This window comes from Rhodococcus sp. LMD, from assembly GCF_056108245.1.
In genome coordinates this window covers 2,051,418-2,075,197 of sequence record NZ_CM148557.1, presented here as the reverse complement: position 1 = coordinate 2,075,197, position 23,780 = coordinate 2,051,418, and the positions used below count along the sequence as shown (strand labels likewise).

The 23,780-nt window shown below is 71.5% G+C and carries 20 protein-coding genes; 9 read left to right on the top strand and 11 right to left on the bottom strand.

The genetic code is table 11. The features are described from left to right. Positions 1 to 67: 67 nt before the first annotated feature. A complete protein-coding gene (recG, locus tag ACWPQI_RS09725; RefSeq protein ID WP_010592792.1) occupies positions 68 to 2,371 on the bottom strand; it encodes an ATP-dependent DNA helicase RecG in 2,304 nt (767 codons plus the stop codon). 59 nt (positions 2,372 to 2,430) lie between these two features. Beyond that, positions 2,431 to 4,068 carry a DAK2 domain-containing protein gene (locus ACWPQI_RS09720; protein WP_017680525.1) on the bottom strand — a complete coding sequence of 546 codons (1,638 nt, stop codon included), beginning with the start codon at positions 4,066 to 4,068 and terminating at the stop codon, positions 2,431 to 2,433. Positions 4,069 to 4,265: 197 nt separating this feature from the next. Between ACWPQI_RS09720 and rpmB the strand changes: the two genes are divergently transcribed. Next, complete coding sequence (gene rpmB / locus ACWPQI_RS09715; RefSeq protein ID WP_003939060.1) at positions 4,266 to 4,457, top strand: 50S ribosomal protein L28; 192 nt, start codon at positions 4,266 to 4,268, stop codon at positions 4,455 to 4,457. A gap of 156 nt (positions 4,458 to 4,613) precedes the next feature. Then, positions 4,614 to 5,405: an enoyl-CoA hydratase-related protein gene (locus ACWPQI_RS09710; RefSeq protein WP_010592795.1), complete on the top strand. Its 792-nt coding sequence runs from the start codon at positions 4,614 to 4,616 to the stop codon at positions 5,403 to 5,405. A gap of 40 nt (positions 5,406 to 5,445) precedes the next feature. Here the strand turns inward: ACWPQI_RS09710 and ACWPQI_RS09705 are convergent, their stop codons facing one another. Genes ACWPQI_RS09705 through ACWPQI_RS09695 form a run of 3 tightly spaced genes read right to left on the bottom strand, consistent with a single transcriptional unit; the run spans position 5,446 to position 7,585 of the window. Further along, entirely contained in the window at positions 5,446 to 6,123 is a 678-nt protein-coding gene (locus ACWPQI_RS09705) for a uracil-DNA glycosylase (RefSeq protein ID WP_010592796.1), read from the bottom strand. Positions 6,124 to 6,141: 18 nt separating this feature from the next. Next, positions 6,142 to 6,663 (bottom strand): gamma carbonic anhydrase family protein, encoded by a 522-nt coding sequence (locus ACWPQI_RS09700; RefSeq protein ID WP_474738781.1) that lies wholly within the window; start codon positions 6,661 to 6,663, stop codon positions 6,142 to 6,144. Positions 6,664 to 6,673: 10 nt separating this feature from the next. After that, positions 6,674 to 7,585 carry a thiamine-phosphate kinase gene (locus tag ACWPQI_RS09695; RefSeq protein ID WP_026137703.1) on the bottom strand — a complete coding sequence of 304 codons (912 nt, stop codon included), beginning with the start codon at positions 7,583 to 7,585 and terminating at the stop codon, positions 6,674 to 6,676. A gap of 144 nt (positions 7,586 to 7,729) precedes the next feature. Here ACWPQI_RS09695 and ACWPQI_RS09690 point away from each other — a divergent pair, with 144 nt between their 5' ends. Then, positions 7,730 to 8,326 carry a DUF3515 domain-containing protein gene (locus tag ACWPQI_RS09690; protein ID WP_010592799.1) on the top strand — a complete coding sequence of 199 codons (597 nt, stop codon included), beginning with the start codon at positions 7,730 to 7,732 and terminating at the stop codon, positions 8,324 to 8,326. Positions 8,327 to 8,349: 23 nt separating this feature from the next. On the opposite strand, the gene ACWPQI_RS09685 is transcribed toward ACWPQI_RS09690, so the two are convergent. Further along, entirely contained in the window at positions 8,350 to 9,903 is a 1,554-nt protein-coding gene (locus ACWPQI_RS09685) for an acetyl-CoA hydrolase/transferase family protein (protein ID WP_474738780.1), read from the bottom strand. A 404-nt stretch (positions 9,904 to 10,307) separates the two neighbouring features. On the opposite strand from ACWPQI_RS09685, the gene ACWPQI_RS09680 reads away from it, so the two are divergent. From ACWPQI_RS09680 to ACWPQI_RS09655, 6 genes are all read left to right on the top strand, one after another. Next, positions 10,308 to 12,410, top strand: a complete 2,103-nt coding sequence (locus ACWPQI_RS09680) for a RecQ family ATP-dependent DNA helicase (RefSeq protein ID WP_026137702.1) — start codon at positions 10,308 to 10,310, stop codon at positions 12,408 to 12,410. Positions 12,411 to 12,551: 141 nt separating this feature from the next. Next, positions 12,552 to 13,091, top strand: a complete 540-nt coding sequence (ectA, locus tag ACWPQI_RS09675) for a diaminobutyrate acetyltransferase (RefSeq protein WP_026137701.1) — start codon at positions 12,552 to 12,554, stop codon at positions 13,089 to 13,091. A gap of 43 nt (positions 13,092 to 13,134) precedes the next feature. Next, complete coding sequence (gene ectB / locus ACWPQI_RS09670) at positions 13,135 to 14,415, top strand: diaminobutyrate--2-oxoglutarate transaminase (RefSeq protein ID WP_010592803.1); 1,281 nt, start codon at positions 13,135 to 13,137, stop codon at positions 14,413 to 14,415. Positions 14,416 to 14,470: 55 nt separating this feature from the next. After that, a complete protein-coding gene (locus ACWPQI_RS09665; RefSeq protein ID WP_010592804.1) occupies positions 14,471 to 14,866 on the top strand; it encodes an ectoine synthase in 396 nt (131 codons plus the stop codon). A 49-nt stretch (positions 14,867 to 14,915) separates the two neighbouring features. Further along, complete coding sequence (locus ACWPQI_RS09660) at positions 14,916 to 15,851, top strand: D-isomer specific 2-hydroxyacid dehydrogenase family protein (RefSeq protein WP_017680520.1); 936 nt, start codon at positions 14,916 to 14,918, stop codon at positions 15,849 to 15,851. Positions 15,852 to 15,872: 21 nt separating this feature from the next. Next, the gene (locus ACWPQI_RS09655) at positions 15,873 to 16,706 is read left to right on the top strand and encodes an NAD-dependent protein deacetylase (RefSeq protein WP_064066182.1); all 834 of its coding nucleotides are present in this window, start codon (positions 15,873 to 15,875) and stop codon (positions 16,704 to 16,706) included. A 10-nt stretch (positions 16,707 to 16,716) separates the two neighbouring features. On the opposite strand, the gene proB is transcribed toward ACWPQI_RS09655, so the two are convergent. The 5 genes from proB to ACWPQI_RS09630 form a co-directional block, all read right to left on the bottom strand. Continuing rightward, the gene (gene proB, locus ACWPQI_RS09650; protein ID WP_010592807.1) at positions 16,717 to 17,817 is read right to left on the bottom strand and encodes a glutamate 5-kinase; all 1,101 of its coding nucleotides are present in this window, start codon (positions 17,815 to 17,817) and stop codon (positions 16,717 to 16,719) included. Positions 17,818 to 17,843: 26 nt separating this feature from the next. Further along, positions 17,844 to 19,298 carry a GTPase ObgE gene (gene obgE, locus ACWPQI_RS09645; protein ID WP_010592808.1) on the bottom strand — a complete coding sequence of 485 codons (1,455 nt, stop codon included), beginning with the start codon at positions 19,296 to 19,298 and terminating at the stop codon, positions 17,844 to 17,846. A gap of 200 nt (positions 19,299 to 19,498) precedes the next feature. After that, positions 19,499 to 19,762 (bottom strand): 50S ribosomal protein L27, encoded by a 264-nt coding sequence (gene rpmA / locus ACWPQI_RS09640; protein WP_003939075.1) that lies wholly within the window; start codon positions 19,760 to 19,762, stop codon positions 19,499 to 19,501. Between the two features lie 36 nt (positions 19,763 to 19,798). After that, the gene (gene rplU, locus ACWPQI_RS09635) at positions 19,799 to 20,110 is read right to left on the bottom strand and encodes a 50S ribosomal protein L21 (protein WP_003939076.1); all 312 of its coding nucleotides are present in this window, start codon (positions 20,108 to 20,110) and stop codon (positions 19,799 to 19,801) included. Positions 20,111 to 20,312: 202 nt separating this feature from the next. Continuing rightward, positions 20,313 to 23,522 carry a translation initiation factor IF-2 N-terminal domain-containing protein gene (locus ACWPQI_RS09630; RefSeq protein WP_474738779.1) on the bottom strand — a complete coding sequence of 1,070 codons (3,210 nt, stop codon included), beginning with the start codon at positions 23,520 to 23,522 and terminating at the stop codon, positions 20,313 to 20,315. Positions 23,523 to 23,780: the final 258 nt, after the last annotated feature.

The window sequence follows — 23,780 nt, the reverse complement described above, 5'->3', positions numbered from 1 at the left end:
AAACACGGAGGAGGCGTCCGCCGTCACCTCACGCGGGCGCCGCACCCGACGTGCGCGAAACGTAACCTCACGACTTCTCGAGGTACGCGACCCGTTCGGTGTCGAGCGCGGCCGAGACCATGCGGGCCAGACCGGGGTGGTCCTCGAGCCGCGGATCACGGTCGGTCACCGCACGGGCGAAGGCCTGCGCGGCCGAGATGACCTCGACGTCGTCGACGAGCGAGAGCATCCGCAGCGTCGACGTGGTGCCCGACTGGGCGACGCCGAGCACGTCCCCCTCGCGGCGCTGCTGCAGGTCCAGCTGGGCGAGCGCGAATCCGTCGGTCGTCGCGGCGACGGCCTCGAGGCGGGCCATGGCGGGCGCGCCCGGTTTTGAATCGGTCACGAGCAGGCAGAGCCCCGCATGCCCGCCCCGGCCCACCCGGCCGCGCAGCTGATGCAGCTGGCTGACCCCGAAGCGATCGGCATCCACGATGACCATCACCGTCGCGTTGGGCACATCCACGCCCACTTCGACGACGGTGGTGCACACCAGCACGTCGATGTCGCCCGCGGCGAAGTCGCGCATCACCGCGTCCTTCTCGTCGGCGGGCAGGCGCCCGTGCAGCAGCCCGACCCGCAGATGGGCGAGCGGCCCCCCGGCGAGCTCCTCGAACTGCTGGAGAACCGACTTCGTCTCGGGAGGCGTGCCCTTTCCCCTGCGCCCGCCGGTCGTCTCCGCCTCGTCGACGTCGACGTCGACGAGGTCGGCGTCCTCGTCGCTGTCGCCGTCGCCGATGCGCGAGCACACCACATACGCCTGCCGGCCCGCCGCGACCTCCTCGCCGATGCGTTCCCAGGCGCGCGTCACCCAGCTCGGATGCACCTTCGCCGCCACGACCCGGCTGGTGATGGGCGACCGGCCGCGGGGCAGTTCCCGCAATGTGGACACCTCGAGGTCGCCGAGGACGGTCATCGCGATGGTGCGCGGGATCGGTGTCGCCGTCATCACCAGCACGTGCGGGCTGGCACCGTCGCGGCCGCGGTTGCGCAGCACGTCGCGCTGCTCCACCCCGAAGCGGTGTTGTTCGTCGACGACGACGAGCCCGAGGTCGTGGAACTCGACGCCCTGCTGGATCAGCGCGTGGGTGCCGATCACGAGCCCCGAGTCGCCGCTCACGATGTCGAGCAGGGCCTGCCGCTTGCGGGCCGTGCCCATCGATCCCGTCACGAGGGTGACCTTCGTGGCCAGTTCGTGGGCACCGAGTTCGCCCGCCTCGGCGAGGTCGCCGAGCATCCTCGTCAGCGACCGCGCATGCTGGGCGGCGAGAACTTCGGTCGGGGCGAGCAGCGCGCACTGGTGCCCCGCGTCGATGACCTGCAGCATGGCCCGCAGCGCCACGATCGTCTTGCCCGAACCGACCTCGCCCTGCAGCAACCGATTCATCGGATGCTCGCCGGCGAGGTCGGCCGCGATCTCGCCCGCGACGGCGAGCTGGCCGGCGGTCAGTTCGAACGGCAGCCTCCGATCGAACTCGTCGGCGATACCGCCGCTGCGGCGCGGGCACGCCGGGGCGGTGCGCACCGCGACGTCGTGTCGGCGCCGGGCGAGCACGAGCTGCACCGCCGCGGCCTCGTCGAACCGCAGGCGCTCGCGGGCGGCGGTGACGTCGTCCCGGTCGTCGGGCAGGTGGATGCGGCGCAGCGCCTCGTCCAGCCCGATCAGGCCGTGCTCGCGACGCACCCAGTCGGGCAGCGGGTCGTCGACGGTCTCGAGCTGGTCGAGGATCTGCCGCACGCATCGCATCACGGTCCACGATTCGACGTCGCGGGTGGCGGGATACATCGGGATGAGGGCCCGGTCGAAGATCGACATGTCGATGCCGCCGTCGCCCTGGGCACTGCGGGCCATCCCGGCGAGGGCGCCGGCGCCACGTACCCGGGCGGGCCGGGGGGCCGCGCCGCCGATCTCGGGGCCGCGGGGCTCGGGCAGGATGATGTAGCTCGGGTGGGCCAGGCTCCACTTGTCACGGAAGTACTTGACAGTGCCGGAGAACATGCCGCGCACCCCGGGCTTGATGTTGTACTTGACCTTGTGCGGGTTGAAGAAGGTCACGTCGATCTTCTGCCGGTCCGATTCGAGCACGACAGCGAGACGGGTACCGGGGCGGCTCTTCATCCGCACCTCGTCGGCCTTGGCCACCCGCGCGATGATCGTCACGTGCTGGCCCTCGGCCGGTTGCGAGTCGCCGAGCTCGGCGCCCTGGGTGGCGTACCGGTGGGGGTAGTGGCGCAGCAGGTCCTCGACGGTGGTCATGCCGAACGACTCGGCGAGTGCCTCCGCGGTCTTGCGGCCGAGAAGATGATCGAGTCGGTCCGCGAGTGTCGCCACTGCCGTCCTCTCCGCTCCGATCGACACCGGTATCCGGCGTCCGACTGTTCCTGTGCCGGCTATTCCACGCCGAGCTGCAGCAGGTCGCTGCGCTGCCCTCCGTGGTACACCAGCACCTCCACCTCGGGGTGGCGGTCGTTGACGTGCCGGGTCAGCTGCTCGGCGAGTCCGTCGGGGGCGTCGAGACCGACGAGCATCGTCACGAGCTCTCCGCCCGCGGCGAGCACCTTGTCGAGCAGCGACGCTCCCGCCGTCACGAGATCATGCTCGATGACTACGACATCGTGACCCGACAGGCCCAGGCTGTGCCCCGGCTCGCAGGTTCCCACCCAGGTCAGGGCGCGTTCGTTCGCGATGCGCAACGAGCCCCACCGCGTCGCGGCGGCCGCCTCCGACATGGCGAAGGCGTCGTCGGCGGAATCGCGGCTCGGGTCGTGCACCGCGAGCGACGCCAGCCCCTGCACCATCGACGAACAGGGCAGGAACATCACCTCACGCCGGTGGTCGCGGGCCGCCGCACCCACGGCGACGAGTTCCTGGGCGGGCAGCGCACCGTTGGGCAGAACCATCACGTCGCGGCTGCCCAGCCGGCGGATCGCGTCGAGCAGATGCCGGCGGGTGATCGGATGGTCCGCTCGCACGATCGCGGCACCCTCGGCTTCGAACAGTTCCGCCGCTCCGTCGCCGGCCACGACGGCGAGCACCGAGCGAGTTCCGGCACCGGAACCGACCGGATCGACGCCGCTCCGCTGCCGAGCCTCCAGCGCGAAGCAGGTGACGCTGACCTGGTGCAGCCTCCCGGCCTCCAGGCCGGCCTCGACGGCGGCTCCCGCGTCGCAGCAGTGCACGTGCACGGACCAGGTGCCGGCGCCGTCACCGACGACGGCAACCGAGTCCCCCAGCGCGTCGAGACGGGCACGCAGGACGTCCATGCGGGTGGTGTCGGAGCCTTCCACGAAGTACATGACCTCGAAGTCCTGGCCGTCGTCGCGGAGGCCGCGCCCGTCGTGCCCGACATGCCGGACGGGGGCGCCGGGCCGCGACGTCGCGATCGGCGCCCGGTCCGGACGCCGGCCGGAAACCGTCTCGACGAACGCGTCCAGCAGCAGGAGCAGACCGAGTCCACCGGCATCGACGACCCCAGCCTCGGCCAGCACGTCGAGCTGTGCCGTGGTGCGTTGCACGGCCTCGGCGGCGGCATCGGCCGCCGCGGTCGCCACCGCCACGAGCGAACCGGATCCGCCGGCCGCGTGCGCGCCGTCGGCGGCCGCGTGCAGCACACTGACGATCGTGCCCTCGGCGGGGCAGCTCAGGGCGCGGGTGACGAGGTCGGCGGCATGACACCAGGCGCGCCCGAGTTCGGCGCCGTCGACCACGACGGCACCGTCGAGCGCATCGGCCAGGCCACGCAGCATCTGGGCGAGGATGACCCCGGAGTTGCCGCGGGCGCCGTGGAAGGCGCCGCGCGCCAGGGCGCCGACGATCGTGGCGACATCGTCGGCGTCGGCCGCGGAGGTGTCGAGTTCCGCTGCCGCGGAGCGCAGGGTGACGAGCAGGTTGGTGCCGGTATCGCCGTCGGGGACGGGGAAGACGTTGAGGCTGTTGATCTCGTCGCGGCGCTCGGCGAGGACCCGCAACCCGAGATCCACCCATCTGCGCAGGGCGGTCCCGTCGACTGCTTCCCCGACCTCGAGCACCTGCTTCCCCCTCTTCGCCCACCACGCAACCGGTGACGCAAGGGTAACGGTGTGCCCGCAGGCCGGCCGGTTTGGCCATTGCCACACCCACCCGCTACGCTTGCAGGGTTGCCTCGCACGGGTGGCGGACGCCTTCCCGTGTTCGCAGGCCGACGAAGACACGAAAATATCCACTACTCACCAAGGAGTTCGCGACTATGGCTGCCGTCTGCGACGTATGCGCCAAGGGCCCCGGCTTCGGTAAGTCGGTCTCGCACTCGCACCGGCGTACCAACCGTCGTTGGAACCCGAACATCCAGAGCGTTCGCGCTCAGGTTGCCCCGGGCAACACGCGCAAGGTCAACGTGTGCACCTCCTGCCTCAAGGCAGGCAAGGTCGTCCGCGGCTGATATCCGGTTCGACGAGGCCCCGGCGTTGCGACGCCGGGGCCTCGTCGTGTCCGGTCCCCCTCGCGAGGGACTCGCAACCACCCGTCACAAGAGGCTCGCCCGGACGGTAGCGACGGCCTCGCACCGACCGTCGGGGCACCCGGTAGGGTGCCCCGGGTGACCGAATCAGTACTGTCCCACGTCCGTATCGAGGACGGCGTGCTGCGCATCGCCGTGGCGACCGCCGAGCGTGGCACCTCCCTCTCCCCCGCGGGCATGGCCCAGGGGATCGAGGCCCTGCGATCCGCCGGCGCCGGGGTCGGCGCCGTTCTGCTCGTCGGTGAAGGCGCCAACTTCTGCGCGGGCGGCGACGTCCGTGCGTTCGCCGCCGCGCCGGACCGCGGCGAGTTCGTCGGCGACGTCGCACGCCTGTTCCACGACTTCGTCCGTGCCCTCGACGCGGCTCGCATGCCCGTGGTGGCCGCGGTCCAGGGCTGGGCGGCGGGCGCGGGCATGAGCATCGTGCTGCACGCAGACATCGCGCTCGGCGGTCCCTCGACGAAGCTGCGCCCGGCGTACCCGTCGATCGGGTTCACACCCGACGGCGGGATGTCGTGGACCTTGCCGCGCGTCGTGGGGGTCGCCCGCGCGCGGGAGATCATCCTGACCGACTGTGTCCTGAACGCCGACGAGGCCGTGCGGCTCGGGGTGCTCAGCCGTCTCGTGGCCGACGACGAGGTGCAGGGCGAGGCGATGCGGGTGGCTCGCACCCTCGCGAACGGTCCCACCGCCGCCTACGCCGGCATCCGGCGACTGGTGGCCGAGTCCACGGGACGGTCGTTGTCCGAGCAGCTCGACGCGGAGGCCGAGGCGATCGCCGCGGCGGCCACCACCCCCACGGGCATCGAGGGTGTCGACGCGTTCGTAGAGAAGCGGCGCCCCGACTTCGAGTCGATCGACCGGGGCTGAGCGACTGCGGCTGAGCGACCGGGGCTCAGCCGCACCCGGTTCAGGCCAGGCGCCAGTCCACCGGGTTCCCGCCCTGATCGGCCAGCAACGCGTTCGCTCGGCTGAAGGGGCGGGAACCGAAGAACCCGCGGGAGGCCGACAGCGGCGACGGGTGCGCCGACTTCACGGTGGGCACGTCGCCGAGCATCGGCTCGAGCGTGGCCGCGTCCCGACCCCACAGGATCGCGACGAGCGGTGCCGTGCGCGCGACGAGCGCTCGGATCGCCTGCTCGGTCACGCGCTCCCAGCCCTTGCCGCGGTGCGACGCGGGCTGGCCGGGCTGCACCGTCAGGACGCGGTTGAGCAGCAGCACCCCCTGCGCCGACCACGGCGTGAGGTCGCCGTTCGGTGGTGTCGGCAGGCCGAGGTCGTCGCTGTACTCGCGGTAGATGTTGGCCAGGCTGCGCGGCACCGGACGTACGTCCGGTGCGACCGAGAAGCTCAGCCCGACGGCATGACCCGGCGTCGGGTACGGGTCCTGGCCGACGATGAGCACCTTCACCCGGTCGAACGGCTCGGTGAAGGCCCGCAGCACGTTCGCGCCGGCGGGCAGGTAGCCACGTCCGGCGGCGTTCTCGGCGCGCAGGAAATCACCCATCGCGGCGATGTCGTCGGCGACGGGGGCCAGTGCCCGCGCCCAGCCCTCCTCGACGATCTCCGGCAAGGGTCGTACAGCCATCGGTGGTGCCCGGTCCTTCTAGTCGATCCGCCGCAGCGCGCCGCGGTAGTACTCGGCGTTCGCCGCGTACATCTTGGCGTTGGCGTCGATGTGCCCCTCCGGCACCTCGTATCCCTCCCGGACCTTCGCCGGGACACCCATCGCCATCGAGCGCGGCGGGACCTGGAAGCGGGGAGCCACGAGCGCACCGGCCGCGACGATCGCCCCGTCGCCGACGACGGAGCCGTTGAGCACGAGGGAGCCGGAACCGATCAGGCAGCCGTCGCCGATGGTGGAGCCCTCGATGTGGGCGTTGTGGCCGACGACGGTTCCGTCGCCGATGACGGTGGCGTCCACGGCGGTGCAGTGGATGATCGTCCCGTCCTGGATGTTGCTCTCGGCGCCGACGACGATCCGGCCGTAGTCGCCGCGCAGGACCGCGGTGGGCCACACCGAGGCGCGGGCACCGAGGGTGACGTCGCCGATGACCACCGCATCGGGATGGACCCAGGCGTCGGGATGAATATCGGGCACACGGTCGCCGAGCGCATACACAGCCATGTCCTGAAACCTATCTCGAGAAGCTCTGCCAGCCTCCGGGGCCCGGCCGGTCGTGACCGTCGACGGTGACGCCGCGGCCCTCACGCACCGTGCCGACGGGACGCCAGCCGGCGGGTAGCGACGCGTCCGGGGGAAAGCAGGCGGCCAGGGCGTGGTCCTCGCCGCCGGTGAGCACCCACTCCCACACGTCGACACCGAGTTCCGCGGCGGCGGACCGCAGCCCGGGTCCGGGCTCGAGCAGCTCGTGCGAGACGTCGATCGCGACGCCGGACGCGGCGGCGATGTGCCCGAGGTCGGCGAGCAGGCCGTCGGAGATGTCGGTTGCGGCGTGGGCCCCGGCGGCGGCCGCGGCGGGGCCCGCGGCGTACGGGGGCGACGGCACCTTGTGGGCGGCCACCAGATCCGGGTGACCGGCGAGTCCGGCGGTGAGCACGGCCAGTCCGGCGGCGGAACGCCCGGTCGGACCGGCCAGCGCGACGATGTCGCCGGGCCGGGCCGCGGACCGCAGGAGAGGCGGGTTCCCGCCGAGGTCGCCGAGGACGGTCACCGCCACGACCAGTTGCGACGCCTGCACCAGGTCGCCGCCGACGACGCCGGCGCCGAGCGCCTCGGCGGCCTCCCCGATCCCGGCGGAGACGCCGTCGAGCACGCCGACCGGGGTGTCGGGCGGGCAGCCGAGCCCGACGAGGAAGGCGGTGGGGCGAGCGCCCATCGCCGCGACGTCGGCACCGTTCTGGGCGACGGCCTTGCGCCCGACCTCGTGCGGGGTGGACCAGTCGAGGCGGAAGTGCCGGCCCTCGACGAGCATGTCGGTGGAGACGGCGACCCGTCCGTCGGCGGCGGCGACGAGAGCCGCGTCGTGCCCCGGTCCGACGAGGGTGGTGGGGGGCTGGCGGCGTCCGGCGACCGCGCGGTCGATCACGGGGAACTCGCCGAGGTCGGCGACGGTGGGGCCGGGGCGGTCGGGCGCGGTGATGCGATCCTCCCGTTCGTGGGTCGATGCGGGGCGGGCGGTGGCGGACACGGTAGTTTCGACCACGCTACCGTTCCCCGACTCCGAGAGATCATGACCGAGCCGACAGTCTCCCCCGACCCCGATCCCGACGGCACGTCCGGCGACGACGAGCACCGCCGCAGCCCCGCCCTCGTCGCCACGGCCGTCGCGCTGCCGGTGGCGTTGCTGATCGGCATCGTGGTGGCGGCGGTGCTGGCGAACCGCACCCCGGAACTGGCGCCCGTGGCGCTGGGACCGGTGGTGGCGCCGCAGGCCGAGTCACCGGAGTGCGCGGCCCTGCTGGGAGCGTTGCCCGAGGAGGTCGGCGACCTGCGCCGCGCGGAGCTGACGGACCCGGCCCCCGCGGGCGCCGCGGCGTGGCAGCCCGTCGAGGGCGAGCCGGTGGTGCTGCGGTGCGGACTGGAGCGGCCCGCGGAGTTCGATCGCGCGGCGGCGCTGCAGGTGGTCGACGGCGTCCAGTGGTTCGAGGTGTCCGGCGCCGCGGAGGGCATCGACGCGAGCACGTGGTTCGTCGTGGACCGGCCGGTGTACGTGGCGCTGACGGTGCCGAACGGTTCGGGTCCGACTCCGCTGCAGACGGTGTCGGCGGCGGTCACGCAGTCGCTGCCCCAGCAGCCGATCGATCCCGCGCCGGTCGCCGGCGGCTGACGCCGGTCGGCGACCCGCGGGATTCACTGCGCCAGCATGGATCCCGTCTCCAGGAAACGCTGGTGGAAGGACAGGGCCTCGCCGAGCAGATGCGGGGTGTGTCCCGCATCCGGCACGGCCTCGGCCCGGTCGACGTAGTCGTGCAACATGTCCCGGTAGTCCGGGTGGGCGCAGTTGTCGACGACGACCCGCGCCCGGCGCCGCGGCGACAGCCCGCGCAGGTCCGCAAGTCCCTGTTCGGTGACCAGGACCTGCACGTCGTGTTCGGTGTGGTCGACGTGCGGCACCATCGGCACGATCGACGAGATGCTCCCGCCCTTCGCGGTGGACGGACTCAGGAACATCGACAGGTAGCCGTTGCGCGCGAAGTCGCCGGATCCCCCGATCCCGTTCATGATCTTGGTGCCCATGACGTGGGTGGAGTTGACGTTGCCGTAGATGTCGGCCTCGAGCATGCCGTTCATGGCGATGATGCCGAGGCGGCGCACGATCTCGGGATGGTTGCTGATCTCCTGCGGACGCAGCACGATGTGCTCGCGGTAGAAGTCGATGTTGGACACCAGCTCGTCGATCCCGGCCTCGCTCAACGCCAGCGACGTGGCGGACGCGAAGCGGACGGTGCCGTGCTTGATCAGGTGCAGCATCCCGTCCTGGATGACCTCGGAGTAGCAGGTCAGCCCCTTGTGGGGTCCGGCGTCGAGACCCTGGAGGACCGCGTTGGCCACGTTGCCGATGCCGGACTGGAGCGGCAGGAGCGAATCCGCGGGCAGCCGTCCGCGGGAGACCTCGTGCTCGAAGAAGTCGAGCACGTGCGCGGCGATCGCCCGGCTCACCGCGTCCGGCGGGGTCAGCGGGCTGGCGCTGTCGCGGGCATGGGTCTCGACGACCGCGACGACCTTGCCGGGGTCGACGCGGAACGTGCTCTGGCCGATGCGGTCCTCGACGTCGGTGAGCATGATCGGCTTGCGGTGCGGCGGCAGCGCGGTGCCGTAGTACACGTCGTGGATGCCCGTCATCGCGGCCGGAACCCACGAGTTGACCTCGAGGATCACCTTCTCGGCGACGTCGAGCCAGGTCTTGTTGTTGCCGATCGACGCGGACGGGATCAGTTCCCCGGTCTCGGTCACGCCGGAGACCTCGACGACCGCGACGTCGACGTGTCCGTAGTAGCCCTCCCAGACCTGCTGGGCGACGTGGGACAGGTGGATGTCGACGTAGTCCATCCGGCCGTTGTTGATGTTGCGGCGGGCGGTGGGTTCGGCCTGGTACGGCATCCGCAGGGAGATGCCGGCCACCTCGGACAGCATCCGCTCGGTCTCGGCGGAGACCGACGCGCCGGTGAGGAGGTTGACCGTGAAGTCGGTGCCGGCCGCGCGGGCCGCCCCGATGCGTTCCGCGAGCGCGGGGGTGATCGCCTTCGGCGTGCCGGCGCTGGCGAAGCCGCTGATGGCGACGGTGTGGCCGGGCTGGATCCAGCGGACGGCTTCCTCCGCGGAGACGACCTTCTGCCGGAACGCCGGGTGGTCGATTCGGCTCGGGGAAGAGTCGGATGCGGGGCGGAGGAACTGCGTCTGCATAGCGAACAGGGTACGAGCATGCCCGGCGGTCGACGAAGTCTCCGTCACAGCGATCGGCCGGTTGGGGCGCGGACCACTCCCCCGCCGCAGGCCACCCCACCGGATCCACGCGGCCGCACGCCGCCCCCGCGACGGTGCCCGAAAGTGCCTGTGCGGCAGCCGGTCCTACCATCGCGACTGCACCGCTCCCGGCTCCGGGCGGCTGGGACGCCGACGGTCCCGACGCGAACGGCGTCCCGCGTCCACGCGGGGACGGGACGCGGCATCCCGACCGGCCCGACGGGTCGTTCGCCGCCGGAACGACCCCGTTCGTCGCGGAACCGGGCACGTTCGTCCCCGAAGCGGACACCACCGCCGGCCTCGCCGGCGCCCCGATGTCGTCACCGTCCGGCACGATGGGTCCCATGAGCACCGCCACCACGGATCTACGCGACGACGCCGAACGACTGCTCCGCGATCTCGCCGGACCCGGGGCCCGGTTGCGCGAGGACCAGTGGAACGCCATCGAGGCACTGGTGGTGCATCGCCGGCGAGCGCTGGTCGTCCAGCGCACGGGGTGGGGCAAGTCGGCGGTCTACTTCATCTCCGCCAAGTTGCTCCGTGCCCGCGGGCACGGGCCGACCGTGATCGTCTCCCCCCTTTTGGCCCTGATGCGCAACCAGGTGGAGGCGGCGCGGCGCGCGGGTGTCCATGCCGCCACGATCAACTCCGGCAACGTCACCGAGTGGGAAGAGATCCATCGGCAGGTCGCCGACGGCGCGGTGGACGTGCTGCTCGTCAGCCCGGAGCGACTGAACAATCCGGACTTCCGCGACCAGGTGCTGCCGTCGCTCGCCCGCGACGCCGGGCTGGTGGTGGTCGACGAGGCGCACTGCGTCTCGGACTGGGGCCACGACTTCCGCCCGGACTACCGGCGTATCCGCACCCTCGTCGCCGACCTCGGCGAGGGCATCCCGGTGCTCGCGACCACCGCGACCGCGAACGACCGCGTCGTCGCGGACGTGGCGGCACAACTCGGCGTCGGGGAGGGCCGGGGCGAGACCCTCGTACTGCGCGGGGGCCTCGACCGGCCGTCGCTGCACTTGTCGGTCCTGCGGATCGACGAGCCCGCCCGCCGGGCGGCGTGGCTCGCCCAGCACCTCGACGAGCTGCCCGGGTCCGGGATCGTCTACACCCTCACCGTGTCGGCCGCGCACGACCTGGCCGCGCTGCTGTCCGAGCACGGTCACACCGTCGCGGCATACACCGGGCAGTCGGACCCCACCGAGCGGGAACAGCTCGAGGCGGACCTGCTCGGCGACCGGGTCAAGGCGCTGATCGCCACCTCGGCCCTGGGCATGGGCTTCGACAAACCGGATCTCGGGTTCGTCGTGCACCTGGGAGCCCCGTCGTCGCCGATTTCCTACTACCAGCAGGTCGGGCGCGCGGGGCGCGCGACCGAGCGCGCGGAGGTGATTCTGCTTCCGGGTCCCGAGGACCGGCAGATCTGGAGCTGGTTCGCGTCGGTGGCCTTCCCGCGGGAGGAGGTGGTGCGGCGGGTGATCGAGGTGCTCGAGCCGGAGCGGCCGCAGTCCACGCAGGCCCTCGAGCCGCTGGTCGACCTCACCCGGTCCCGGCTGGAGATGGTGCTCAAGGTGCTCGACGTGGACGGTGCGGTGCGCCGGGTCAAGGGCGGCTGGATCGCCACCGGTGCGCCGTGGGAGTACGACGCCGACCGGTACGCCAAGCTCGAGCAGGCGCGTGCGGCCGAGCAGGAGGCGATGCTCGAGTACGAGCGGACCACCGGGTGCCGGATGGTGTTCCTGCGCACCCAGCTCGACGATCCCGGCCTGACATCCGAGACCGCGGGCTGCGGTCGGTGCGACAACTGCTGCGGGGCCCGGTGGTCGGCGGACGTCGACGACACCGAACTGGGCCGGGTGCGGGCCCGGTTGGATCGGCCGGGGGTGGACCTACCGCCGCGGCGGCAGTGGCCGACCGGAATGGCCAAGCTCGGCGTGGCGCTGTCCGGAAAGATCACCGACGGACCCGAGCCGGGGCGGGTCCTCGGCCGGCTGTCGGACCTGGGATGGGGGCCGCGGCTGCGGGCGCTGCTGGACGGCCCGGACGCGCCGGTGCCCGATGCGGTCGTGCAGGCCGCCGTGGACGTGCTCCGAGCATGGGACTGGGCGCAGCGGCCGACCGCGGTGATGGCCCTGGAGTCGGCGACCCGGCCCCTGCTGGTCGGTTCCCTCGCGACGCGCCTGGCGCAGCTGGGCCGGCTCGAGGATCTCGGCGTGCTGCGTGCCCGGCCCGGCCGGCCCGCGGTGACGGCAGCGAACTCGGCGTACCGGATCGCCGGCCTCGTGGACGCGTGGGAGAGCCCCGACCTCCACGGAAACTCTGGGCCGATCCTGCTCGTCGACGCGGTCACCGACACCGGCTGGACGCTGACGATGGCGGCCCGGACCCTGCTCCGCGCGGGTGCGTCCGCGGTGCTCCCGCTGGCTCTCGCGAGCCCGAAATAATCGCCGCGACCGGTCCGGGCGCTACATCGAGTGATCCTTCTCACACCCGCGTCTCACCTGCACGGAGGCGGGGTATCCGGTGACGGATTCCGACAAGGCGGGTGAATCCCGCCCGCGAAGTTGTTAGGTTCGAGACCGCTTATGACGCCTGTGACACCGAGAAGTACCCCGCCCACCGCGCCTGCCGAAACGGTGAACGCACCTGCCGAGCCGAATTTCCGCGCACCGCGCATTTCCGACGGAATTCGCATGTGGCAGATCGCGCGCGATTCGAAAGTGCTCGACGTCAATTCCAGTTACGCGTACGTGCTGTGGTGCCGCGACTTCGCGGCGACCTCGGTGGTCGCCACCGCTGGTGACGACGAGGCGGTCGGTTTCGTCAGCGGCTACCGCCGTCCGGAGGCACCGGACACGCTGTTCGTCTGGCAGGTGGCCGTGGACCAGGACCAACGGGGCCGCGGCGTCGCGGGCCGGATGCTCGACAGCCTGTGGGACCGACTCACCGACGCCGGTGTGACCCGGCTCGAGACGACGGTCAGCCCGGACAACGAGGCATCGATCGCGATGTTCACCGCGCTCGCCCGGCGACGCGGACTGCGCATCACCCGGAGCGAATTGTTCACCCCTTCGGATTTTCCCGATTCACACATGGCCGAGGATCTCTACACGATCGGCGAATGAATACACGACCGGCGAAAACGAATTCGCCGCAGGAGGACGAGGAATGACCATCCTGGAGCACCCCGAAACCCCCGCCAAGCACAGCATTTTCGATCACCTCGAATCCGAGGTGCGCAGCTACAGCCGTGGCTGGCCGGCCGTGTTCGAAACGGCATCCGGATCGTGGATCCGCGACGAGAACGGCAAGGACTACCTCGACTTCTTCGCCGGTGCGGGAGCCCTCAACTACGGGCACAACAACCCGATTCTGAAGACCGCGCTCGTGGACTACATCATGGGCGACGGCATCACCCACGGCCTGGACATGGCCACCCCCGCCAAGCGGGAACTGCTGGAGTCGATCGAGAGCCACATCCTGGCTCCGCGCGGCCTCGACTACAAGGTCCAGTTCCCCGGCCCCACGGGCACCAACTCGGTCGAGGCGGCCCTCAAGCTCGCCCGCAAGGTCACCGGTCGCGAGTCGATCATCAACTTCACCAACGCGTTCCACGGGATGACGCTGGGTGCGCTGTCGGTGACGGGCAACTCGATGAAGCGGGCCGGGGCCGGCGTGCCGCTGGTGCATGCCACCCCCATGCCGTTCGACAACTACTTCGACGGCGTCACCGAGGACTTCCACTGGTTCTCCCGCGTGCTCGACGACTCCGGCAGCGGCCTGAACCGCCCGGCGGCGGTCATCGTCGAGACCGTGCAGGGCGAGGGTGGCGTGAACGTCGCCCGTCCCGAGTGGCTGCGAGCCCTCGCGGACCTGTGCGCCGAGCGCGACATCCTGCTCATCGTCGACGACGTGCAGATGGGCTGCGGCCGCACCGGCCCGTTCTTCTCGTTCGAGGTCGCCGGGATCACCCCGGACATCGTGACCCTGTCGAAGTCGATCGGCGGGTACGGCCTGCCGCTCGCGCTGACGCTGTTCAAGCGTGAACTCGACGTGTGGGGCCCGGGCGAGCACAACGGCACGTTCCGCGGCAACAACCCGGCGTTCGTCACCGCGGCGAAGGCGCTGCAGCACTACTGGGCCGACGACCGTCTCGAGCGCGACACGCTGCGCAAGGGCGAGCGGATCCGGCAGACCTTCATGAACCTGTCCGACATGTTCGACGGCGTCTCCACCCGCGGCCGCGGCATGGTTCAGGGCCTGGTGTTCGACGAGCCGAGCGACGCGCAGAAGGTGTGTGCCCTGGCGTTCGAGCAGGGCCTGCTCGCGGAGACCTCCGGCCCCTCCGACGAAGTCGTCAAGCTGCTCCCGCCGCTGACGATCAGCGACGACGAGCTCGAGCACGGCCTGAACATCCTGTGCGAGGCCACCTCGGTGGTCCGGGCCTGAGCCCCGGCCACCGTCGAACCCCGCACGCGAAGACGAGCACCGGAAGGACCTGCCCATGATCGTCCGTACCACCGAAGAAATCACCGGCACCGACCGCGACATCACGTCGGACAACGGCAACTGGCGCAGCAAGCGCATCGTGCTCGGCGGCGACAAGGTCGGTTTCTCGTTCCACGAGACCACGATCGAGGCCGGCACCGTCAACGAGTTCCACTACGCCAACCACGTCGAGGCCGTGTGGCTCATCGAGGGCACCGGCACGCTCACCGACCTCGAGACCGGCACCGTGTACCCGCTCGCGCCCGGCACGATGTACCTGCTCGACGGCCACGAGCGGCACCGGGTCGAGCCCGACACCCGGATGCGCATGTTCTGCGTGTTCAACCCGCCGGTCACCGGCCGGGAGGTCCACGACGAGAACGGCGTGTACCCCCTCGTCGAGGTCGTCTGAGCGCCCGCAGCGTGTGACCGGCCGGCCCTTCGCGCCTAGAGTCGGATCCATGACCTACGAGCGACAGCCACGGATCGCCGTCGGCCCCGCCCCGGACATCGTGTTCGACCGGGCGATCGGGGCCGGCGGCGGTCGCGTATGCGGGTTCGACGACCACCCGGACGCGGTGGTCTGGACCGGCGGATCGGACGAGTTCCCCGCGGCGTTGCCGACGTCGGTGCGATGGGTCCAGCTACCCGCCGCCGGCGTGGAGGACTGGCTCGACGCCGGCATCATCCGCGCTCACCCCCAGGTGACGTGGACGTCGGCTGCCGGGGCGTTCGCCGCGACGGTCGCCGAGCATGCGCTCATGCTGCTGCTCGCCGGGGTGCGGGCGCTGCCCGACCATCTGGCCGCGACGTCGTGGACGCCGGGCGTGTTCTACCCCCAGCTGGGAACCCTGCGCGGCGCCACCGTCGGCATCATCGGCGCCGGGGGCATCGGCCGGGCCCTGATCCCCATGCTCGGCGCGCTGGGCGCGCAGGCGCTCGCGGTCACCCGTAGCGGCCGTCCGGTCCCGGGCGCCGTGGAGACCGTCCCCGTCGCACGGATCGACGAAGTATGGTCCCGCGCAGATCATTTCGTAATCGCCGCCCCGGCCACGGCTGAGACCGAGCAGCTGGTGGGGGCCGACGAACTCGCCGCGATGAAGCCCACCGCGTGGGTGATCAACGTTGCCCGCGGCAGCCTCGTCGACACCGACGCGCTGGTGGATGCTCTCAGCCGCCGTGTCATCGCGGGCGCCGGTCTGGACGTCACGGATCCCGAACCGCTGCCGGACGGGCACCCCCTGTGGTCCCTGCGCAATGCCATGATCACGCCACACGATTCCAATCCCCCGGCGCTGCGCATCCCCGCGTTCGCCGAGCACGTCACCGAGAACGTCACGCGCTTCGCGGCCGGCCTCGACCTCGCCGCGGTCGTCGACCCGAGCGCCGGGTACTGACGCACCGCTATCCTGGGCGGGGTGATCGAACCGCTGCACCACCTGCTCGACGGCCGGCGGTTGTGCGTGCTCACCGGCGCCGGGATCTCCACCGATTCCGGCATCCCGGACTACCGCAGTCCCGGCGCGCCACCCCGCAACCCGATGACCTACCAGCAGTTCGTGGGCGATCCCGAGTTCCGGCGCCGCTACTGGGCGCGCAACCACGTCGGGTGGCGGCACATGGACTCCGCGCGGCCCAACGCCGGGCACCGTGCCCTCGCCGCGCTCGAACGGCGCGGCGTCGTCCTCGGTGTCCTCACCCAGAACGTGGACCTGCTGCACACCAAGGCCGGCAGCCGGCGGGTGATCGACCTGCACGGCTGCTACGCGCAGGTGCGCTGTCTGGCGTGCAACCACCGGCTCTCGCGGTTCACCCTCGCCGAGCAACTCGCCGCCGCGAATCCGGGCTTCCTCGACCGGGTCCGGGGGACGACGGGCCTCGAGGTGGCCCCGGACGCCGATGCGGTCGTCGACGACACCGACAGCTTCCGCCCGGTGGACTGCGAGCGGTGCGGGGGAATGCTCAAACCGGACATCGTGTACTTCGGTGAATCGGTGCCTCGCGAACGTGTCGAGCGCGCGTTCGCGCTCGTCGACGAGGCGGATGCGCTGCTCGTGGTCGGCAGCTCGCTCACCGTGATGTCCGGACTGCGCTTCGTGCGGCACGCCGCGAAACTCGGCAAGCCCGTGGGCATCGTCAACCGGGGCACCACCCGGGGCGATGCGCTGGCCACGGTGAAGGTCGACGCCGGGTGCTCGGAGGTGCTCACGGCCCTCGCTGCCGGATCGCCGGCTGCCGCACCGGTCCGGTGAGCGCCCGCCTCTACAGCGTCACGAGGTCGTCGGCGTGCACCACCGGCCGCTGCAGGTCCGCCGGCAGCTGCCGGGTGGAGAACCCGATCATCCAGTCCAGTTCGGCCGCGTCGTAGGCCACTACTCCGCGCCCCACCGTCCGACCGTCGGGACCGACCAGCGCCACCACGTCCCCGCCGTGGAAGCGACCGCTCATGCCGGTGATGCCCGCCGCGAGCAGCGAACGGCGCCGTTCGACCACTGCCCGCACCGCGCCCGCGTCCAGGTGCAGGGTGCCGTGGGTGTCGGCAGCGTGCCGCACCCAGAATCGCCGCGCGGACATCCGGTCGGGCCGGGGGGCGAACGCGGTCCCCACATCCGCGGCACCGAGGGCGCGGTCGGCCTGGGACGCGGCGGTGAGCAGCACCGGCACCCCCGAGTCGGCGGCCAGTCGCGCCGCGGACAGCTTCGAGGCCATCCCGCCCGTGCCGAGGGCGCCCCCGGACCCCGCGACGACGCCGTCGAGGTCCTCCGGGCTCGTCACCTCCGCGATGAGGTGCGCATCGCCCTTGCGGGGATCGCCGTCGTAGAGGCCGTCGACATCGGAGAGCAGGATCAGCGCGTCCGCCCCGACGAGGTGCGCGACGAGCGCGGCGAGACGGTCGTTGTCACCGAAGCGCAGTTCGGCGGTCGCGACGGTGTCGTTCTCGTTGACCACCGGCACGGCGTGCAGCGCGCGCAGCCGGTCGAGGGTGCGCTGGGCGTTGCGATGCTGGGTGCGTCGCGCGATGTCGTCGGCAGTGAGCAGCACCTGCCCGACGGTGCGGCCGTACCGCGCGAAGGAGGTACCCCACGCGTGGGCGAGGGCGAGCTGCCCGACGCTGGCCGCGGCCTGCTTGGTGGCCAGGTCACGGGGCCGGACGGTCAGGCCGAGCGGGGCGAGTCCGGCACCGACCGCACCGGAGGACACCACCACGACGTCCGAGCCGCCGCGCATGCGCCCCTCGAGCGCGTCGACGAGACGGTCGAGTCGGTCCCGGTCCAGTCCGCCGACCAGGCTGGTGATGGCGGACGAGCCGATCTTCACCACGACGCGGCGTGCGCCGGCGACGGCCTCCCGGGTATCGCTCACGATCTCCTGCTTCTGGTTCGAGGTGGTCAGAACTCGTCGTCGGTCGCGAGACCGCGTCGCACCTTCTTGGCGTGGCGACGTTCGGCCGCCCCGACGCGATCGACCTGGTCGAGGCGGGCGTCGGTGCCGCGTCCGGTGGGCACGACGTCCACGCCGGCCTGCGTCTGCGGCTCCCACTCGAAGGAGACGTCGCCGATCGTGACGGACGCGCCCGGTTCGGCGCCCTGCTTGACGAGTTCGTCCTCGACACCGAGGCGGGCCAGCCGGTCCGCGAGGTAGCCGACGGCCTCGTCGTTGTCGAATGCGGTCTGCCGCACCCAGCGTTCGGGCCGGGTGCCGCGCACGATGAAGCCGCCCGGCGTCTCGGGATCGGCAACGACGCTGAACCCGGTCTCGTCGACGGCGACGGGCCGGATGACGGGCCGTCGCGGCGCCGCCGGCGGATGCGCCTTCCGGTACTCCTCCACCATTCGCGCCAGCGCGAACGTCAGTGGCCGCAACCCCTCCCGGCTGACGGCGGAGATCCTGAACACCGGCCAGCCCCGCTCCTCGAGATCCGGGGTGACGAAGTCCGCGAGTTCGGCGGCGTCGGGCACGTCGACCTTGTTCAGGATGACGATGCGGGGACGGTCGGCGAGATCACCCAGGCTGCTGTCGCCGGACAGCGCCGGCCGGTAGGCGGCCAGCTCGGCCTCGAGCGCATCGATGTCGGAGATCGGGTCGCGGCCCGGCTCGAGCGTGGCGCAGTCGACGACGTGGGCCAGCACAGCGCACCGCTCGAGGTGGCGCAGGAAGTCCAGGCCGAGCCCGCGGCCCTCGCTGGCACCGGGAATCAGGCCCGGCACGTCGGCGACGGTGAACGTGGTGTCGCCCGACTGCACGACCCCGAGGTTGGGGACGAGGGTGGTGAACGGGTAGTCGGCGATCTTCGGCTTGGCCGCGGACAGCACCGACACCAGGGACGATTTGCCCGCCGACGGGAAACCGACCAGCCCGACGTCCGCGACGGACTTGAGTTCGAGGACGAGGTCGCGCTCCTCCCCCTCCTCGCCGAGCAGGGCGAAGCCGGGGGCCTTGCGGGCCTTCGACGCCAGGGCCGCGTTGCCGAGACCTCCGCGGCCGCCGTGCGCGGCGACGAAGCGGGTGCCGGAGCCGACCAGGTCGGCCAGGATCCGGCCGTCCTTGTCGAGCACGACGGTACCGTCGGGCACCTTCAGCACGAGGTCGCCGCCGTTGGCGCCGTCGCGGTTGCTGCCCGCGCCCTGGGTGCCGTTCGTGGCCTTCGCGTGCTGGTGGAAGTGGAAGTCGAGGAGGGTGTGGACACCCTCGTCCACCTCGAGCACGACGTTGCCGCCGTTTCCGCCGTTACCCCCGTCGGGGCCGCCGAGCGGCTTGAACTTCTCCCGGTGGACGGAGGCGCAGCCGTTACCACCCTTGCCGGCGGTGACGTGCAGCACCACCCGGTCGATGAAGCGGGACATGGGTGGACCTCCGTCGAATGGTGGAACTGTTGTGTCGGCCGGTGCTCCCGCTGTGCCGGGATCACCGGAGTCGTGCCGGGACCACCGCGCTGCCGATGGTCCGAAAACAGTAGGGGCGGACCCGGGTGTGCGACCCTGGTCCGCCCCTACTGGGAGTATGTGCGAAGGAGACCTTCGCGGTGTCCGATTCGGACGGCAGATCAGGCGTCTGCCGCGACCGGAACGATGTTGACCGTCTTGCGACCACGCTTGGTGCCGAACTCGACGGCACCGGCAGCAAGCGCGAAGAGCGTGTCGTCGCCGCCACGACCGACGTTCACGCCGGGGTGGAAGTGGGTGCCACGCTGGCGCACCAGGATCTCACCGGCGCTGACGGCCTGGCCGCCGAAGCGCTTGACGCCGAGACGCTTGGCGTTCGAATCGCGACCGTTGCGGGAGCTGGATGCACCCTTCTTGTGTGCCATGACGAACCCTCCTGGGGTTTGAAGCGGAAGCCCGAATTACTTGATGCCGGTGACCTTCAGGACCGTCAGCTTCTGACGGTGACCCTGGCGCTTGTGGTAGCCGGTCTTGTTCTTGAACTTGTGGATGCGGATCTTCGGGCCCTTGGTGTGCTCGACGATCTCGCCGGTGACCGTGACCTGCGCCAGCTTGTCGGCGTCGGTGGTCAGCTCGGCTCCGTCGACGACGAGGACCGGAGCAAGCGAGACAGCAGTGCCGGGCTCACCCTCGATCTTCTCGACCTTGACGAGATCGCCCTCAGCGACCTTGTACTGCTTACCGCCGGTCTTGACGATCGCGTACGTTGCCATCGGACGGCTACCCCTTGCTAGTTCGAACGTGCTCGCGCCACGGTGTGCAACGCGACTGGTCTGGTGGTTGCTGACTCGGGGCCGCCACAATCCCGCATCGGGCGCAGCAGGGCCGTATCGCCGAGTAGCGACTGACCAAGATTACGGGAAGGTGACTGCCAGGGTCAAACCGGGCCCGGCCGCGGTCGGGCCCGGTTCGACCTCATGCCTGCGCTTCGACCGGCGGGCCGGCAGGCCGGCCGGCGGCCCGGCGACGACGTGGCCGTCGAACGGTCACCGGTTCGGCGCTGTCACCGTCCGAAACCGCCGCGGTGGTCACCGGCTCCGGGGCCGGAGCGGTGGCCACGGGCTCCGGGGTCGGAGCGGTGGCCACGGGCTCCGGGGCCGGAGCCGGCACCACGAAGACGGTGCCGGTGCCGTCGCCCGTCGGAGCCGAAGGAGCCCGCGAGACCCGGCGACGGCGACGGGCCGCCGGCTCGGCGGCCTGCTTACCGGCCTCCGGTGCTTCTGCCGGTTGCGCCTCGCCCGATTCGGCCGGCGCCTCGCGCGATTCGACCGGGCGCGCCTCGCGGGGTTCTGTCACCGGTGCCGACGCGGCTTCGGTGGGCGTCTGCGCGGGCGCTGCCTCCGCCGGCTCGGCACCGGACTCGGTCGGGTGCTCGTCGTGGTTGTCGTGGTGCGCGGCCATCGCCAGAGCGACCGGGTGGGCGCGCTTGACCGTCGCGTCCACCACCGGCGCCTCGGGGGCCGGCTGGGGTGCGGCCGTCTCGGTCGTCGCCGGTTCCGGCTGGGTGCCCCGATCACGGCCGCGGCGGCGACGGGAGCCGCTCTCGCTGCGCGCGGGCCGGCCACCGTCCTCGGCGGCGGCGACCTCGACGGGTTCGCTGTGCACGAGGATGCCGCGGCCGTGGCAGTGCTCGCAGGTGGTGGAGAACGCCTCCACGAGCCCCGTCCCGAGCCGCTTGCGCGTCATCTGCACGAGTCCCAGCGAGGTCACCTCGGAGACCTGGTGACGGGTGCGATCCCGGCCGAGCGCCTCGGTCAGGCGTCGCAGCACGAGGTCCCGGTTCGACTCGAGCACCATGTCGATGAAGTCGACGACGATCATGCCGCCGATGTCGCGCAGCCGCATCTGCCGCACGATCTCCTCGGCTGCCTCGAGGTTGTTGCGCGTGACGGTCTCTTCGAGGTTGCCTCCGGCGCCGGTGAACTTGCCGGTGTTGACGTCGACGACCGTCATCGCCTCGGTGCGATCGATGACGAGAGTGCCACCGGACGGCAGCCACACCTTGCGGTCGAGCGCCTTGGCGAGTTGCTCGTCGATGCGGTGTACGGCGAACACGTCACGCGCGCCCGACTCGGAATCGTGCCGCTCCACGCGGGGCAGCATGTCCGGGGCGACGGTCCGGATGTAGTTCTCGACAGTGTTCCAGGCGTTCTCACCCTCGATGACGAGCTTGGAGAAGTCCTCGTTGAACAGGTCGCGAATCACCTTGACCAGCAGGTCGGGCTCTTCGTAGAGGGTCTTCGGCTGTCCCGAACCGTCGGCCTCGAGCTTGGCGGCCTGCTCCTCGATCGAGGCCCACTGCGTCTGCAGGCGCTGTACGTCGCGGGCGAGTTCGTCCTCGCTCACGCCCTCCGCCGCAGTACGGATGATCACACCGGCCTCGGCCGGGACGACCTCACGCAGGATCTCCTTGAGCCGCTTGCGCTCGGTGTCGGGCAGCTTGCGGCTGATGCCGGTGGACGAGCCGCCCGGCACGTACACCAGGAATCGGCCGGCGAGACTGATCTGCGTGGTGAGCCGGGCGCCCTTGTGCCCCACCGGGTCCTTGCTGACCTGCACGAGCACCCGGTCGCCCGGCTTGAGGGCCTGCTCGATCTTGCGCGAGTTGCCACCGAGCCCGGCGGCGTCCCAGTTGACCTCGCCGGCGTAGAGGACGCCGTTGCGACCCCTGCCGATGTCGATGAACGCCGCCTCCATCGAGGGAAGCACGTTCTGGACGCGGCCGAGGAAGATGTTGCCGACCATCGAACCGGAGCCGGCGCTGGTCACGAAATGCTCGACGAGGACGCCGTCCTCGAGGACCGCGACCTGGGTGATGTTCCCGGGGTTCGCGGTGTCACCGGTCTTCTCCCGCACCACCATGACGCGGTCGACGGACTCGCGGCGGGCGAGGAACTCCGACTCCGTGAGGATCGGGGGCCGACGGCGGCCTGCGTCCCGGCCGTCGCGGCGGCGCTGGCGCTTGGCTTCGAGCCGGGTGGAACCGGTGATGCCCTGAACCTCGTCCTTGGGGGCGCGCGTCTTGGATCGCGGCTCACGTTCGTGGACGACAGTGGGGACCGAGTCGTCCTCGACGGCGGTGTCGGCTCCGTCCGCACTGCCCTTGCGACGACGACGACGACGGCGACGACGGGAAGACCCTTCCCCGGACTCGTCCTCGCCCGGCCCGGACTCCTTCTGCTCGGGCTCCGTCTGTCCGGACTCCTTCTGCCCGGACTCCTTCTGCTCGCCTTCGGCCTGGTCCGCGCTCGGCTCGGCGGTCGCGACCTCTTCCGTCGCCGGCTCCTCGGGCTTTGCTTCCGGGCCCTCGCCCTTCTCCGGCGCAGCGCCCTTCTCCGGAGCGGCGCCCTCCTCGGCAGCAGTCTCCGTGGGGGACGTCTCCTCGGCGGTGGTCTCCTCCGACGTCTCGGATTGCTCGCCACGTCCACGGCCCCGGCCGCGTCGACCACGACGGCGACGGCGCGGCTCCTCCTCGGCGGACTCCTCACCCGGCTCCGCCGCAGCGGTCTCCTCGGTGACCTCCTCGGCGACTTCCTCGACGACGGTGGGCTCGGGCGCCTCGGCCGCCCGGCGGGAACGGCGGCGGCGCGGTGCCGCCTCGGCGGGGGCGGTGACTTCCGGCTGCAGGAACAGTGGCGCGCTGACGACGGGTTCGACGGCGCCCGGTTCCGGCGCGGTGAACGCCGGGGTCTCCTGTTCCATGCCGGTGAACAGGGTCGGAGCCGCAGGTGCCGCGGTGGGTTCCTGAGCGGTGGTGTCCTCGACCGCGGTCTCCGGCTCGGCGGCCGGTTCCCCGGCGGGCCCCTCGGCGCCGGCCGGTTCTCCGAGGGGAGCCTCGGCGGTCTCGGCGGCGGGCACCTCGGGTACCTCACCCACCGGTTCCGGTGCGGCTTCCGTCCCGGTCTCGGCGGGCGCACCGAGAGCGGCGCGGATCTGTTCGGCGAGGTCGCGCTGCAGGCTCGAGTGGGCACTGCGCAATTCGGTGCCGAGGTCGGCGGCTTTGGCCATGACCTGCTTGCTCGTGAGACCGAGCAGTTTGGCGAGTGCGTGCACGCGCATCTTCGGCGGCAGCACCACGGTGCCCTCATCGATGGAAGTGTCGTTCGGCGGCGCTTGTTCGGCCACGTAGGTCTCCTCGGGCCCCCGGGCGCGTCCATCCTCGATCTCGAGCGATGTGACGCGGCCACGCGGGGGCGCTGTCTGTGTGGGCTCGCACCGGGAGGCGCGAGATGTGCGGTCTCGCATCGCACGGTCGTCCGGTGCCCGTTTTCACTGCACGGCCGAGCGGTGCCTGGCTGGATCGCGGATCGAGCGCCGGTGCATCCAGCGTGCCACCGGGCGAGGTGTCTCCTGCGTCCCGGTCACAGCGATGTCGGGCATCGA